General features: G+C 40.1%; 21 protein-coding genes, 1 tRNA gene and 1 other annotated feature. Of the genes, 21 read left to right on the forward strand and 1 reads right to left on the reverse strand.

All coding sequences use genetic code 11. The features are described from left to right. The first annotated feature begins 56 nt into the window (after positions 1–56). Positions 57–191 (forward strand) — a sequence feature (ribosomal protein L10 leader region). Positions 192–249: 58 nt separating this feature from the next. The 21 genes from rplJ (at position 250) to LKE05_RS07180 (ending at position 12,699) form a co-directional block, all read left to right on the forward strand. After that, on the forward strand, positions 250–834 hold the full coding sequence (gene rplJ, locus LKE05_RS07080; protein ID WP_308456372.1) for a 50S ribosomal protein L10: 585 nt from the start codon (positions 250–252) through the stop codon (positions 832–834). Positions 835–875: 41 nt separating this feature from the next. Beyond that, the gene (gene rplL / locus LKE05_RS07085) at positions 876–1,247 is read left to right on the forward strand and encodes a 50S ribosomal protein L7/L12 (RefSeq protein WP_022229961.1); all 372 of its coding nucleotides are present in this window, start codon (positions 876–878) and stop codon (positions 1,245–1,247) included. A gap of 35 nt (positions 1,248–1,282) precedes the next feature. Next, positions 1,283–1,792: a YceD family protein gene (locus LKE05_RS07090; RefSeq protein WP_022229962.1), complete on the forward strand. Its 510-nt coding sequence runs from the start codon at positions 1,283–1,285 to the stop codon at positions 1,790–1,792. 33 nt (positions 1,793–1,825) lie between these two features. After that, positions 1,826–2,008, forward strand: a complete 183-nt coding sequence (rpmF, locus tag LKE05_RS07095; RefSeq protein ID WP_022229963.1) for a 50S ribosomal protein L32 — start codon at positions 1,826–1,828, stop codon at positions 2,006–2,008. A gap of 140 nt (positions 2,009–2,148) precedes the next feature. Next, positions 2,149–3,075, forward strand: coding sequence for an ATPase, T2SS/T4P/T4SS family (locus LKE05_RS07100; RefSeq protein WP_308456373.1), 927 nt, complete (start codon positions 2,149–2,151; stop codon positions 3,073–3,075). Next, positions 3,069–3,560, forward strand: a complete 492-nt coding sequence (gene spoIIIAB, locus LKE05_RS07105) for a stage III sporulation protein SpoIIIAB (protein WP_308456374.1) — start codon at positions 3,069–3,071, stop codon at positions 3,558–3,560. The genes LKE05_RS07100 and spoIIIAB overlap by 7 nt, the downstream gene beginning before the upstream one ends. A gap of 13 nt (positions 3,561–3,573) precedes the next feature. Then, the gene (gene spoIIIAC / locus LKE05_RS07110; RefSeq protein WP_022229966.1) at positions 3,574–3,768 is read left to right on the forward strand and encodes a stage III sporulation protein AC; all 195 of its coding nucleotides are present in this window, start codon (positions 3,574–3,576) and stop codon (positions 3,766–3,768) included. A 9-nt stretch (positions 3,769–3,777) separates the two neighbouring features. Then, positions 3,778–4,170 (forward strand): SpoIIIAC/SpoIIIAD family protein, encoded by a 393-nt coding sequence (locus LKE05_RS07115; RefSeq protein ID WP_022229967.1) that lies wholly within the window; start codon positions 3,778–3,780, stop codon positions 4,168–4,170. Beyond that, on the forward strand, positions 4,151–5,215 hold the full coding sequence (locus tag LKE05_RS07120) for a stage III sporulation protein AE (protein ID WP_308456375.1): 1,065 nt from the start codon (positions 4,151–4,153) through the stop codon (positions 5,213–5,215). Before LKE05_RS07115 ends, LKE05_RS07120 begins: the two co-directional genes overlap by 20 nt. A gap of 145 nt (positions 5,216–5,360) precedes the next feature. Further along, the gene (locus tag LKE05_RS07125; RefSeq protein ID WP_022230378.1) at positions 5,361–5,810 is read left to right on the forward strand and encodes a stage III sporulation protein AF; all 450 of its coding nucleotides are present in this window, start codon (positions 5,361–5,363) and stop codon (positions 5,808–5,810) included. Beyond that, positions 5,800–6,294, forward strand: a complete 495-nt coding sequence (locus LKE05_RS07130; RefSeq protein ID WP_308456376.1) for a SpoIIIAG-related protein — start codon at positions 5,800–5,802, stop codon at positions 6,292–6,294. The genes LKE05_RS07125 and LKE05_RS07130 overlap by 11 nt, the downstream gene beginning before the upstream one ends. A 1-nt stretch (position 6,295) precedes the next feature. Continuing rightward, a complete protein-coding gene (locus tag LKE05_RS07135; RefSeq protein ID WP_147513515.1) occupies positions 6,296–6,952 on the forward strand; it encodes a SpoIIIAH-like family protein in 657 nt (218 codons plus the stop codon). A gap of 59 nt (positions 6,953–7,011) precedes the next feature. Then, a complete protein-coding gene (locus LKE05_RS07140) occupies positions 7,012–7,542 on the forward strand; it encodes an Asp23/Gls24 family envelope stress response protein (protein ID WP_308456377.1) in 531 nt (176 codons plus the stop codon). A gap of 117 nt (positions 7,543–7,659) precedes the next feature. Then, a complete protein-coding gene (gene nusB / locus LKE05_RS07145) occupies positions 7,660–8,073 on the forward strand; it encodes a transcription antitermination factor NusB (protein ID WP_147513516.1) in 414 nt (137 codons plus the stop codon). Continuing rightward, positions 8,070–9,008, forward strand: coding sequence for a Kae1-like domain-containing protein (locus LKE05_RS07150; protein ID WP_308456378.1), 939 nt, complete (start codon positions 8,070–8,072; stop codon positions 9,006–9,008). Before nusB ends, LKE05_RS07150 begins: the two co-directional genes overlap by 4 nt. Before the next feature lie 2 nt (positions 9,009–9,010). Continuing rightward, positions 9,011–10,195, forward strand: coding sequence for an exodeoxyribonuclease VII large subunit (gene xseA / locus LKE05_RS07155; RefSeq protein WP_147513518.1), 1,185 nt, complete (start codon positions 9,011–9,013; stop codon positions 10,193–10,195). Between the two features lie 2 nt (positions 10,196–10,197). Next, on the forward strand, positions 10,198–10,428 hold the full coding sequence (xseB, locus tag LKE05_RS07160; protein ID WP_022230385.1) for an exodeoxyribonuclease VII small subunit: 231 nt from the start codon (positions 10,198–10,200) through the stop codon (positions 10,426–10,428). Further along, a complete protein-coding gene (locus LKE05_RS07165; RefSeq protein ID WP_308456379.1) occupies positions 10,421–11,305 on the forward strand; it encodes a polyprenyl synthetase family protein in 885 nt (294 codons plus the stop codon). The genes xseB and LKE05_RS07165 overlap by 8 nt, the downstream gene beginning before the upstream one ends. Before the next feature lie 12 nt (positions 11,306–11,317). Continuing rightward, positions 11,318–11,764 carry a divergent PAP2 family protein gene (locus LKE05_RS07170; RefSeq protein WP_147513520.1) on the forward strand — a complete coding sequence of 149 codons (447 nt, stop codon included), beginning with the start codon at positions 11,318–11,320 and terminating at the stop codon, positions 11,762–11,764. Next, a complete protein-coding gene (locus LKE05_RS07175; RefSeq protein ID WP_117965123.1) occupies positions 11,764–12,207 on the forward strand; it encodes a YaiI/YqxD family protein in 444 nt (147 codons plus the stop codon). The genes LKE05_RS07170 and LKE05_RS07175 overlap by 1 nt, the downstream gene beginning before the upstream one ends. Positions 12,208–12,210: 3 nt before the next feature. Beyond that, positions 12,211–12,699, forward strand: coding sequence for a prolyl-tRNA synthetase associated domain-containing protein (locus LKE05_RS07180; protein WP_308456381.1), 489 nt, complete (start codon positions 12,211–12,213; stop codon positions 12,697–12,699). A gap of 76 nt (positions 12,700–12,775) precedes the next feature. Here the strand turns inward: LKE05_RS07180 and LKE05_RS07185 are convergent. Then, positions 12,776–12,852 (reverse strand) — tRNA-Asp (locus LKE05_RS07185). Positions 12,853–12,925: the final 73 nt, after the last annotated feature.

Below are 12,925 nucleotides of genomic sequence, written 5' to 3' on the forward strand. Positions count from 1 at the left end.
AAATTTTTTTGATGAAAATTAAAAAAACTATTGACAAGCTGTTTAAATTATGCTATACTATAAAAGTTGAAAATCCGTAGACAGTCGGCGGCTTGCAATGTACATTGCAGACATAAGTCCTACCGAGGGTGTTTTGGTAATGACTATTACAAAGCTCTTGGTCTATGACTGAGAGCTTTTTGTTTTATATGTAAGACATTGCTTTTGGATTTTCAAAGGTGATTATTCTTACAGGAGGTGAAACGAATTATGCCAAGTGAAAAGGTTTTAGAGGCTAAGAAAGCACAAGTTGCCGAAACAGTTGAAATTTTGAAGGCTGCTCAGACAGGTGTGCTTGTAGACTACCGTGGTTTGAACGTTGAAGAGGATACTGAACTTAGAAGAAAGCTTAGAGAAGCTAACGTTAAGTATTTTGTTATTAAGAACACACTTCTTCGTCTTGCTGCAAAGGAAGTTGGTCTTGATGCTCTTGATGAAGCACTTCACGGACCGACAGCTATCGCTGTTTCTTCAGAAGATGCAGTTGCACCTGCAAAGGTTATTGCTGATTTTGCTAAGGAAAACGATAAGCTTGAAATTAAGACAGGTTTCATGGACGGCGCTGTAATTTCTCTTGACGAGGTTAATAAGCTTGCAGCTACACCAAACATGGATACATTGATCGCAAAGATGATGGGAAGCTTGAACTCACCTATTTCTTCACTTGCAAGATTGCTTGCAACTATTGCTGACGGTGGCGAAGAAATCGCAGACCTAATAGCAAAGAAGAGCGCTGAGGAAGCTCCTGCAGCTGAAGAAGCTGCACCGGCTGAAGAAACAGCAGATGCTGAATAATTTATTTGAAAATTAGTTATAATTAATAGGAGGAAATTAAAATGGCAGATTTGAATGCAATTCTTGATTCAATTAAGGAATTAAAGCTACTTGAAGTTGCTGAATTAGTAAAAATGATGGAAGATGAGTTTGGCGTAAGCGCTGCTGCACCAGTTATGGTTGCAGGTGCTGCTGACGGTGCTGCTGCAGGCGGTGCTGAAAAGTCAGAATTTGATGTTGTACTTGCAGAAGCAGGCGCATCAAAGCTTGGCGTAATCAAAGTTGTTAGAGAACTTACAGGTCTTGGTCTTAAGGAAGCAAAGGCTCTTGTTGACGGTGCTCCTGGTACAATTAAGGAAGCTGTTGCTAAGGAAGATGCTGAAGCAATGAAAGCTAAGCTTGAAGAAGCAGGCGCTAAGGTAGAATTAAAGTAATTTTGCTCTGATTCGTATTTATCAAGGAGTATGTTATGACAATAGATGTATCAACAATTCTAAAGGAACTTGGCGGAAAGATTGATATTAACGGTGACGTTGAAATGTCTGACACCGATTTTCTTGGGGAAATGTATCATTTTAACGAGCCTGTTAAGGTTTCGGGCAGTGTTTCAAACAACGGAAAATCTTTGATATTAAAGGCTAACTGTACAGGTCATATGACTACGCAGTGTGCAAGATGTATGAAAGATATAGTCGTTGATATTGATTTCGACATTGACGAAAATCTTGCTCAGGACGACGGCAGTGTATCGTCAGATGATGATGTTATATTGTTTGAGGACGTTAAAATTGATATTGATGATATAGTGGCTAACAATTTTCTTATGAATGTTGAAGGTAAGTATTTGTGCAGTGAGGACTGTAAAGGTCTTTGTCAGCATTGCGGTGCGGACCTTAACGAAGGCGATTGCGGCTGCAGTCAGGAAAACATAGATCCGCGTTGGGCGGCTTTGGTAGATATTATGGAAAAAGATAAGTAAGATAAAGTCAGAGAGAATTATGGAGGTGTAATCATGGCAGTACCTAAGGGTAAAGTTTCAAAAGCCAGAAGAAATAAAAGACGTGCAAACTGGAAGCTAAGTGTGCCAAATATGGTTGAATGCCCACAGTGTCACGAATTTAAAATGCCTCATAAAGTTTGTAAGTCCTGCGGATATTACAACGGCAAGGAAGTTATAAAAAAAGTTGAGGATTAATTCGGCTTGTTAAATTAAAAGAGAATGTCTATGACATTCTCTTTTTTTGTGCGTAAAAATATTTGTATTAAAATTTCTGTTCTAAACGTGTCCGAAAAGTAATATATATCAAATACAAAACACGAATGGAGGACAGGGAGATGTACATAGCAAACAATGAAACGGCTGTTTCTTCAAAAGGTATATTGAATTATATGCCACAGGGGATACGGCGATATATGTACGGTGTAAATCTTGACGGAGCTTGTGAAATACATATGAGGCTCGGTAAACCGCTTTGTATAAATTACAGTGACGGTCGGTTTTATCTTAACGCAAAAGGCAACTTGACGCCGATACCGAATTCAACGCTTAAAGTCACTCGTGAGCATATAGATGAAGCGATTGAAATTGCAACAAGTTCGTCTGTATATTCGGTGCGTGACCAAATAAAAAACGGTTACATAACAATAGCCGGCGGTCACAGAATCGGTATAACGGGTACGGCGGTTATAAAAGAGGACAATGTTTCGTTTATAAAGGATATATCGGGACTGAATTACCGTCTTGCAGGTGAAGTTATCGGAGCGGCGGACGAGGTTGTACCGATGATATTAAAAGGCGGAGGAATAAAAAACACGCTTATAATATCACCGCCCGGAGCAGGAAAAACAACAATGCTCAGAGATATTGTACGTCAGCTTTCGTACAAGTCGTATCGTGTGAGTGTTGTGGACGAAAGAAGTGAAATTGCGGCACTTTGTGAGGGCAGAAGTGCATTCGATTTAGGCTTTTCAACCGATGTTCTTGAGGGCGTGGACAAGGCGGAGGGAATGCTTATGGTATTGCGTTCGATGAGCCCTGATGTAATTGTCACAGATGAAATAGGCAAGCAGTCGGACATTGACGCAATCGAACGAATAACAAACAGCGGTGCGGGGGTTATTGCAACTATACACGGAAGAAATATTGATATGATAAAAAGACGCGACGATTTAAAACGTATGCTGAAATTTTTCGATTTAATTATAACGTTAAGCAAGCGAAAGGGCATCGGAACGGTGGAGGAGGCTCTTACGGAATGGTGAAAATTCTCGGAGCGGTAATGACAGGTTTTGCGTGTGGATATTTAGGGTTTAAAATAAGTTTTGCGATGAAAATAAGAGCGGAAAGTTTAAATAATATAATCACTTCGCTTGAAATGCTCGAAAGTGAAATAAATTTCAGTATGAATAAGCTGAAACAAGCATTTATGCGTGTGGACAAATGCGGATTGTTTAAATTCGCCGCGGAAAATATGGATGAAAAAGGCGTAAAAACGGCTTGGACAAATGCGGTGAATGAATGCAGTACTAAACTGTCATTAAAAGACGCGGACAAAGATATACTTATGACACTTGGGAAAAACATAGGAAGAACGGATACTGATGACCAGATAAAGAATATAAAATATATAAAAAGTATGATAGCCGAGCAGGAAAAACAGGCACAGAGCGAATACCGCCGTTTCGGAAAAATGTACAGAAACGGCGGTGTACTTGTCGGACTGTTGATTGTTATTATGCTGATATAATGGAGATATAGTTATGAATGTAGATTTGATATTTCAGATAGCCGGTGTCGGAATAATCGTAGCGGTATTGAATCAGCTTTTAACGCGTGCAGGACGTGACGAACAAGCTTTGCTTACAACGATAGCCGGACTTGTGGCAGTACTTTTTATACTGTCACAGCAAATCGGAGATTTGTTTGATACGGTGAAAAATATTTTTAGTCTTTAGGTGAGAAGAATGGATATATTTAAGATTATAGGAGTGGGGCTGATAGGCGGAATTTTGTCAATGACCGTAAAACAATACAAGAAAGAATATGCTTTGCTTGTTGCACTTGCGACAGTGACGGTGATATTGTTTTTTACGCTTGATACGCTTGAAACCGCAATTTCGCAGATTTCGCTTATAACCGAGAAAAGCGGTGTGGACACAAGATATTTTACGGCAGTTATGAAAGTGGTCGGTGTGGCATATATAACGCAGTTCGGAGCGGAAATATTGCGTGACGGCGGCGAGGGGGCGATTGCTTTAAAGGTAGAGCTAGCCGGAAAGGTGTTTATATTGGGACTGACTCTGCCGATAGTTACGGAATTTTTGGAGGTGTGCGTAAATGCACTTTCTGCTGTGTAAAATAATCATTATCCTTACGCTGATAATGCCGATAACCGCTTATGCGGACGTACCGACACTTGAGGGTGAGGATTTGTTTAATCAAACGGTGGAGAGGAGTATGACGGGTGATTTGTCGTTAAATCCGACTGATATATTAAATATGCTGTCGGACGACATTATGGGGGAGATAAGGGAATGTACCGATGATGTAATAATACTTTTTATAATAGCGGCGATTTCGGGGATTATAACAACTATTTCAACATCGTTCGGAAATAAATCGACAAGTGAGGCAGCGTTTTTCGCCTGCTTTACGCTCATGTCGGCGGCGGCGATAAAATGTTTCGGAACGGCTATGGAGTACGGAACAACGGTTGTTACGGCAATGACGGACTTTATAACGAAATTTTCACCGCTGTTGATGATTATGATTGCGACAAGCGGTAAAGCGGTATCGGCGTCGACGTTTCAGCCTGTTATGTCGGCGGCGGTGTATGTTGTGTCGATAATTATTGAGAAGTGCCTTGTACCGCTTATAGCGTTCAGTTCGGTGCTTGCGGTTGCGGGGAATATCAGTGACAAGGTACAGCTTTCGGGGTTTTGTAAGGTGGTTAAGTCGATTTCAAAGTGGCTTATGGCGGCGATTATAACGATTTTTACCGGTATAAGTGCGATATACGGCTTTTCTTCACCCGCACTTGACGCAGTAAGCGGTAAGGCGGTTAAGTTTGCGGTAGGAAGTCTTGTACCTGTTGTCGGTACGTTTTTATCCGATACGCTTGAAACGGTCGTAAGCGGAACAAGGCTTATGAAAAATGCGGTCGGAACATCGGGAATTATTGTGATGTGCGTTATATGCGTATTGCCGATACTTAAAATCGGCGTGATACAGTTAATGCTAAAACTCACATCATCAATAGCCGAACCGCTTACGGATAAACGTGTTTCGTCTATGCTTTGGGAGGTGTCGGAGTCGGTTACAACGATATTTGCGGTAGTGGTTATGGTAGCGGTACTTTTTATGATTAATATAAGTATTATGTTAGCCGCCACCGGCATTTGAGAAAAATGCTCGTCGTATATCACTCATTTTCAAACCTTGAAGTACATTGAGTACGACTGCGGTTTTCAAATAAGCAATCTGCTTAGAGCATTTTCCTCAAAGTACAAAATGTAATACAGTGCGAAAGGAGATAACATAGACGGCAATGAAAGAATACATCATAACCATAATCGGTGCAACATTGCTTTCGGCTATGGCCGGAATTATTGCACCTGAAAAGTGGCGCAGTTATGTACAGGTTATAACAGGTTTGGTTATAATAAGCTGTATCATTTCTCCTGTGACAGCTATTGTAAAAAGTGATATATTTGACGGCTTTGACAGTGTACAGGAAAACATAGCCGACAGCAGTAATATGCAGACGGAGCTTGTTATAGAGGAGCTGAAAAACAGGATAAACGAGGATATTAAAGCACGAATGGAAAAAGAGTTTAAATTATCGGTTACGGCGGAATGTGAAATAATGGTGAATGACGAAGGTGAGATTACGGGGGTAGACAGTGTACGCGTTTACGGGGATAAATTAACGGACCGTGCAAGGAGCAGAATATGCGAGGTATACGGTTTGAAACCTTATGAGGTGCATGATGAATAAGGAAGATTTACTTAAAATATTTAAAAATAAGAATAACAGACTGATATGCTTAATATTAATAATTGGAGTTGTACTTATGGCAGTGGCAAGTGTGGACAAAAATAAAAAAGCTGACGTACAACCTACGGCAGCCGTAACAAGTGTTGAAGATGAAGAAAAGAGGCTTGCGAACATTCTTTCACAGATTGACGGTGCCGGAGAGGTATCTGTTATGATAACCTATTATTCAAGTTCGGAAAAGAACATCGCTTACGAAACGAAAGTTTCATCAAGAGAAAAGGAAGAAAGCGAGGATAAAAAGGCTGTTATGACAGACGGTGAACCTATGGTGGTAAAAGAGGTGTATCCAAAAGTCAGAGGTGTTATCGTGACTGCCGACGGGGGCGGAAACAGTGCAGTCAGAAGTGCTATTTCCGAGGCGGTTACAGCATCACTTGACGTGCCTGCACACAGAATATGTATATTTAAGAAGGAGGTAAAATAAAATGGTTTTGAAGAAGAAGGAGATAATAGCGGCATCGCTTGTGGTACTTATAGGAGTTGCCGGATACTTGAATTGGTCGTATCAAGATACAATAAGGGTACAGGACGGCGAAAGCTACGTTGAAACCGGCAAGAAACTCGGTGAGGCACAGTATGTTTCTTCCGATACGGTAGCGGAGGAAACATCAACGGACAACGCGGAACAAAACGACAGCGAGCAAGCGGAGGAAACGGCAGTAACGGAAGATGACGGCGAACAGGCAACGGACAGTCAGGAAAGCAATGTAACGATAGAAACCGCGTCGGATTCGGGCAATTATTTTGAACAGGCAAAGATGAATAAAGAAACATCACGTTCAAAGTCACTTGAAATATTAAATCAAACTGCCGAAAACGAAAGCTTTGACGCTGATATTCGTAAAAAAGCCGGTGACAAAATTCTTGAAGAGGCAAACAACGTACAGAAAGAATCGGAAATCGAAAGTATCGCACAGTCAAAGGGCTACAGTGAAATATGTGTGTATGTAGACGGCAGTGAGGCAAATATTATGGTCCGAAAAGACGGATTTTCGGACGAAGATGTAGTAAAACTTACGTCAATCGCAACCGAACAACTTAAAATTTCAGCACAAAACATAAAAATAGTTGAAGTAAAGTGATTTATCTGTTATAATATACATATAATAATTTATTCGGAAAAATTTACGGAGGTAGCATTATGGATGAAGAAATTAAGAATGTTCAAAATGAAGACGGCATAAACGAAGAAACTGCCGAAGAAACAACTGCAAATGCAGAAGTTGAAGAAGAACCAATCGGGAATATAAAAATTTCAGTTGACGTTGTATCAACAATCGCAGGTATCGCAACAACAGAGATTGACGGTGTTGCGGGAATGTACGGAACATTTGCCGGCGGCATTGCAGAAATGTTCGGTGCAAAGAAAAATCCGTCAAAGGGCGTTAAGGTTGATATGAACGAAACAACTGCAACGATTGACCTTTATATTGTGGTGGATTACGGTGTAAGAATACCGGAGCTTTCTTGGGAAATTCAAGAGAACGTTAAAAACAGCGTTGAAACAATGACAGGACTTGATGTTCAAAAGGTTAATATCCATATCGAAGGCGTAAGCTTTGAAAAGGAAAAAGAAGAAAAAATAGAACTTGACAGCAACGTAAACGAAACACCTTTACAGACTGTTGACACTGATGAAGATTCTATGGACGATGAGGATATTCAAGACTGAGAAAATAAATCAAGGATTGTGTCTTATAGGCATAAGCCTTGATTTTTTTATGTTATTGTGGTATAGTTTTAACATAGAATTTAAGTAGCCTTATTATTTTGGGAAAGGAATAAAAATATGAAAAAACAGACGAGAAGTCAAGCAAGGGACGCTGCTTTTACACAAGTGTTCCAAATGAATATGCACGAGGATGATATGGACGTAATTTTGGAGGAGCTTTTAAATGCACGTCCCGAATGTGAAACAAATCTTGGTTATATAAGACAGATTATTGACGGAGTGAAGGAACACGAAAGCGAGCTTGAAGATACGGTTGCAAAGTATTTGAAAGCAGGTTGGACGCTTTCAAGAATTTCAAAAGCATCACTTTCAATAATGAAGCTTGCAATATTTGAAATGAAGTATATGGACGACGTACCGCCGAAAGTTGCGATAAATGAGGCGGTTGAACTTGCAAAGCGTTACGGTGATGACGGTGACCCTACATTCGTAAACGGACTTTTGGGTAATGTATTTAAGGAGTTAGCGTGAGTACAATAGGCTTTGATACAAGCAATTACACAACGTCAACTGCGTGGACTGACGGAAAAACCGATATAAATGTACGACAGATTTTATACGTCAAAGACGGTGAAAGAGGAATACGTCAAAGTGACGGCGTTTTTCAGCATATGAAATTAATGCCGGTGATGTATGAAAAATTGTCGGAGCAGATTGATTTTAAAGATGTTAAGGCGGTTGGAGTCAGTACAAGACCGAGATGTGTAGAGGGATCATATATGCCTGTATTCCTTGCAGGTGAGGGGTATGCAAAGGTTGTCGCTAATACTTTGGGTGTGCCTTTGTATGAATTTTCACACCAAGACGGACATATAATGGCGGGAATATATTCAAGCGGCTCTTTTGAATTGCTTGAAAACGATTTTATATCGGTACACCTTTCGGGTGGTACAACGGAAATTTTGAAAAGCCGTTACAACGGATTTCATTTTGACAATGAAATTATCGGCGGAAGTAAGGATATAAGTGCCGGACAATTTATTGACAGAGTGGGCGTAAAAATGGGGTTGCATTTTCCTGCCGGTAAGGCTTTGGAACAGCTTGCTCTAAAGACTGAAAAAGGTGAAAAACTTCCGATAGCCGTTGACGGTGCGTATATGAATTTTTCGGGTGTTGAAACAAAAGCGTCACGCATGGCGGAGAGTGAAAAATGCGATAAATCCGCTCTTGCACTCGGCGTACTTGAAAATGTTCGTGATACACTTGTTAAAACGATAAATAAGGCAATGACGGACACAAACACTCACCGCGTGTTGATTGTGGGCGGTGTTGCGTCAAACGGAATTATAAGAAACGGACTTACAAAAAAACTTGACGGTGATGTGTATTTCGCAAAAGCGGAATATTCAACCGATAATGCAGTCGGAACAGCATATCTTGCACATCTGGCACATAAGGAGGCATAGGCTTGGAACCTAAAATTGCTACCGTTTCACAGATAAACGGTTATGTAAAGAAAATACTTGACCATAATATAATACTTAATAATGTTTGGATAAAGGGCGAAATATCGAATTTTAAACATCATTATTCCGGACATCTTTATATAACGCTTAAAGACGAGGGTGGAGTGCTTAAAGCGGTAATGTTCAGAGGCAGTGCGCAGTCGCTTAACTTTGAACCGAGCGACGGTATGAAAGTCCTTGCACGAGGAAGAGTAAGTGTGTATGAGGCGGGCGGTTCGTATCAGCTTTATATAGAGGAAATGATACCCGATGGTGTGGGTGAACTTTATATAGCATACGAACAATTAAAGAAACAGCTTGAAGAAGAAGGACTTTTCCGTCCAGAACATAAAAAGCCTATTCCGAAATTCCCTAAACGTGTCGGAGTTGTTACAGCCTCAACAGGTGCGGCGGTAAGGGATATTATAAATGTTATAACAAGACGTTATCCTATGGCTGAAATTGTGATATATCCTGCACAGGTACAGGGTGTCGGTGCGGCGGAAAGCGTTGTTAAAGCGATTGAATACTTTAACGCAACAAATGAGGTTGATACGCTGATTGTCGGACGCGGAGGCGGCAGTATAGAGGACTTGTGGGCATTTAATGAGGAAATCACCGCAAGGGCGATATTTAATTCGAATATACCGATTATATCGGCTGTCGGACACGAAACAGATTTTACGATTGCCGATTTCGTTGCGGATTTGAGAGCACCTACTCCGTCAGCGGCGGCAGAAATAGCAGTACCGTCAATGATTGAACTCAGAAACAGAATAAATACCGATAAAAACCGTATTTCTCAAAATATAGTCAAGCGTATCGAAAGCTGTAAATTGCTTTTAAAACGATTTAAAATGCGTACTCCTAAGGATAGGATTGACGATTATTATTTGAAGATAGATTCGCTTGTTAAATCTATGGATAACTGCATTAAAATGAAAACTATGTCGCTAAGACGTCAGCTTGCGGAACAGGCTGCAAAGCTTGACGCGTTAAGTCCTCTGCAAACTCTTTCAAGAGGATATTCGATTCCGACAAAAGAGGACGGAACTGTTATAAGAAGTGCGAACGATATGGAAAAGGGTATGGAATTTACACTTAGAATGAAAGACGGACAGACAAATTGTGTAGTAAAGGGAGAATAGATATGGCAAAGACATTTGAACAGTCAATAGCTGAACTTGAAGAAATTGTTGAACAGCTTGAAAACGGTGACGTGACTCTTGACGAGTCACTCGGACTTTTTGAAAAGGGAATAAAATTATCGAAAAGCTGTCAGAAAATGCTTGACACGGCAGAAAAGAAAGTTTCTATACTGATGACAAATGATGACGGAGAAATAGTAAAAGAGGACTTTACAGGTGCGGACAATGAATAATATAAAGGAATTGCTGAAAGAGCAGATTAAATTTACAGACGGTTATCTTGATAAGTACCTTGCCGAAAAAGACAATCCGCAGAATATTATATACAAGGCAATGCGATACAGTGTTTTTGCGGGCGGTAAAAGACTTCGTCCGATACTTATGATGAATACTTGTAAAATGTGCGGCGGTGATGTAAATGAGGTTATTCCGTTTGCGTGTGCGCTTGAAATGATACACACATATTCGCTTATTCACGACGATTTGCCCGCAATGGATAATGATGATTTACGACGCGGTATGCCGACCAGTCATATTAAATTCGGTGAGGCAACCGCTATTTTGGCAGGTGACGCACTTTTGAACAAGGCATTTGAAGTTGTGTCGCAGTACAACGGCAACAATCCTCAAAGGGCGATTAAAGCAATGAATATGCTTGCCGTATCGTCAGGTACAGAGGGTATGATAGGCGGTCAGATTGTCGATATGGAGAGTGAAGGTAAGGATATTACCCTTGATGAACTTAAATATCTTCACCTTAACAAGACTGGCGCAATTATAAGAAGTGCCTGCACAGTCGGCGCGTTGATGGGCGGTGCGAGTGACGGAGAAATAAAAGCCGTTGATGAATTTGCTCAAAATCTCGGTGTTGCGTTTCAGATACAAGATGATATTCTTGACGTTACAGGCGATGAAAAAGAGCTTGGTAAGCCTATCGGCTCGGATGCGGAAGAAAACAAAAATACATATGTAAAGCTTGTAGGGTTGGAAAAGTCAAAGGAATTGGCAAAGGAATATTCGGAAAAAGCAAAGAAGTCACTTGAAATGTTCGGTGAAAAAGCGGAATTTCTTATAAATCTTACAGATTACTTAATTGATAGAAAATTCTAAAGGAGATAGTTAATGTCATATTTACAACAGCTTATTTCAAATTCGGTGCTTATAACGGCTCTTATAGGTTGGTTTGCGGCACAGGTACTAAAGATGATACTCGTTTGGGATAAAAAGAAGTTTGATTTTAAGAGAATAATCGGTTCGGGCGGTATGCCGAGTTCACATTCATCTTTTGTAATGGCACTTACAATGTCTATCGGATTTACGCAAGGCTTTGACAGTGGGGCTTTTGCAATATCGGCGGTTATGTCGTTTGTGGTTATGTATGATGCGGCAGGTGTCAGAAGAAGTGCAGGTCAGCAGGCTGCTATACTTAATAAATTGGTTGAGTCTGTTATGAATGCCGATTTTTCAAAAACAGAAAAACGTCTGAAAGAACTTTTAGGACATACTCCGATTGAAGTTTTTGCCGGTGCGATTTTGGGCGTAATAATTGCGATTATAAGGTATGTATGATGAAGATACTTGTTGATGCGGACGCGTGTCCTGTTAAAGAAATTATTGAAAAGGTTGCAAAACAGAAGAATATCGAAGTTGTTATGTATATTGATTCAAGTCATATTTTAAGCTCGGATTACAGCAAGATTGTGACGATAAGTAAGGGCAGGGACGCAGTTGACCTTGCACTGATAAACGACAGTGAAAAGGGTGACGTCATTGTTACACAGGATTACGGCGTTGCGTCGCTTGCACTCGGACGCAGTGCGTATGCAATCGGTAACAGCGGACTTATTTATGATAACAATAATATCGATAAACTTATGTTTGAAAGGTTTTTGGGACAGAAAGTACGCCGAGCCGGCAGAAAAGGCGGTAAGACGTTTAATCCGAAAAAGAGAACTAAAGAAGATGACGAACGGTTTGAACGAAATCTTTTAACGATTTTGGACAGGGGATAAAGTATGAATAAACAAGAAATACTTGATTATTTAAAAGAAAAAAATGTATTGCACGAAGTAACCGAACACAAAGTGGTTTATAATATGGAAGAAGTGTCGCAGATTGATATTCCTTATCCAGAAGCGGAGGCGAAAAATCTTTTTGTCAGAGATGATAAGAAAAGAAATTATTATCTTATAACCGTAAAAGCCGATAAAAAGGTTAATTTAAAGAAGTTTAGAAAGGAAAATAATACTCGTGCTTTAAGCTTTGCGTCGGAGGACGAGTTGAAAAGTATAATGGGTGTGATACCGGGAGCGGTTACACCGTTCGGACTGTTAAATGATAAAGAGTTAAAAGTGAAATTTTTTATAGATAAAGAATTTGCAAAAACGGGACACTTAATAGCCGTACATCCGAATGATAATACCGCAACAGTGTATTTAAAAGCAGAAGATTTAATTGATATAATAAAAGAACACGGAAATCAAGTTGGTGTTATTACATTATAGAATTTGCCCATAAGGGCATTTTTTTATATCTGAAATTAAAAATAAAAAAAGGAAGTACATCGTACTTCCTTTTTGTTGGCGACCCGGATGAGGCTCGAACTCACGACCTCCAGCGTGACAGGCTGGCGTTCTAACCAACTGAACTACCGGGCCAACTCTTGACTGCTTGACTATTATAACTTATATTTAGACAAATGTCAATAGTTTTTTTGAAAAAAATAAAAAA

The sequence above is a fragment of the Hominilimicola fabiformis genome (assembly GCF_020687385.1).
GTDB lineage: Bacteria > Bacillota > Clostridia > UBA1381 > UBA1381 > Hominilimicola > Hominilimicola fabiformis.

Excerpts from the sequence above, each read along its gene's own strand:
- rplJ (WP_308456372.1), top strand. The coding sequence starts at position 250 with ATGCCAAGTGAAAAGGTTTTAGAGGCTAAGAAAGCACAAGTTGCCGAA.
- rplL (WP_022229961.1), top strand. The coding sequence starts at position 876 with ATGGCAGATTTGAATGCAATTCTTGATTCAATTAAGGAATTAAAGCTA.
- LKE05_RS07090 (WP_022229962.1), top strand. The coding sequence starts at position 1,283 with ATGACAATAGATGTATCAACAATTCTAAAGGAACTTGGCGGAAAGATT.
- rpmF (WP_022229963.1), top strand. The coding sequence starts at position 1,826 with ATGGCAGTACCTAAGGGTAAAGTTTCAAAAGCCAGAAGAAATAAAAGA.
- LKE05_RS07100 (WP_308456373.1), top strand. The coding sequence starts at position 2,149 with ATGTACATAGCAAACAATGAAACGGCTGTTTCTTCAAAAGGTATATTG.
- spoIIIAB (WP_308456374.1), top strand. The coding sequence starts at position 3,069 with ATGGTGAAAATTCTCGGAGCGGTAATGACAGGTTTTGCGTGTGGATAT.
- spoIIIAC (WP_022229966.1), top strand. The coding sequence starts at position 3,574 with ATGAATGTAGATTTGATATTTCAGATAGCCGGTGTCGGAATAATCGTA.
- LKE05_RS07115 (WP_022229967.1), top strand. The coding sequence starts at position 3,778 with ATGGATATATTTAAGATTATAGGAGTGGGGCTGATAGGCGGAATTTTG.
- LKE05_RS07120 (WP_308456375.1), top strand. The coding sequence starts at position 4,151 with ATGCACTTTCTGCTGTGTAAAATAATCATTATCCTTACGCTGATAATG.
- LKE05_RS07125 (WP_022230378.1), top strand. The coding sequence starts at position 5,361 with ATGAAAGAATACATCATAACCATAATCGGTGCAACATTGCTTTCGGCT.
- LKE05_RS07130 (WP_308456376.1), top strand. The coding sequence starts at position 5,800 with ATGATGAATAAGGAAGATTTACTTAAAATATTTAAAAATAAGAATAAC.
- LKE05_RS07135 (WP_147513515.1), top strand. The coding sequence starts at position 6,296 with ATGGTTTTGAAGAAGAAGGAGATAATAGCGGCATCGCTTGTGGTACTT.
- LKE05_RS07140 (WP_308456377.1), top strand. The coding sequence starts at position 7,012 with ATGGATGAAGAAATTAAGAATGTTCAAAATGAAGACGGCATAAACGAA.
- nusB (WP_147513516.1), top strand. The coding sequence starts at position 7,660 with ATGAAAAAACAGACGAGAAGTCAAGCAAGGGACGCTGCTTTTACACAA.
- xseB (WP_022230385.1), top strand. The coding sequence starts at position 10,198 with ATGGCAAAGACATTTGAACAGTCAATAGCTGAACTTGAAGAAATTGTT.
- LKE05_RS07165 (WP_308456379.1), top strand. The coding sequence starts at position 10,421 with ATGAATAATATAAAGGAATTGCTGAAAGAGCAGATTAAATTTACAGAC.
- LKE05_RS07170 (WP_147513520.1), top strand. The coding sequence starts at position 11,318 with ATGTCATATTTACAACAGCTTATTTCAAATTCGGTGCTTATAACGGCT.
- LKE05_RS07175 (WP_117965123.1), top strand. The coding sequence starts at position 11,764 with ATGAAGATACTTGTTGATGCGGACGCGTGTCCTGTTAAAGAAATTATT.
- LKE05_RS07180 (WP_308456381.1), top strand. The coding sequence starts at position 12,211 with ATGAATAAACAAGAAATACTTGATTATTTAAAAGAAAAAAATGTATTG.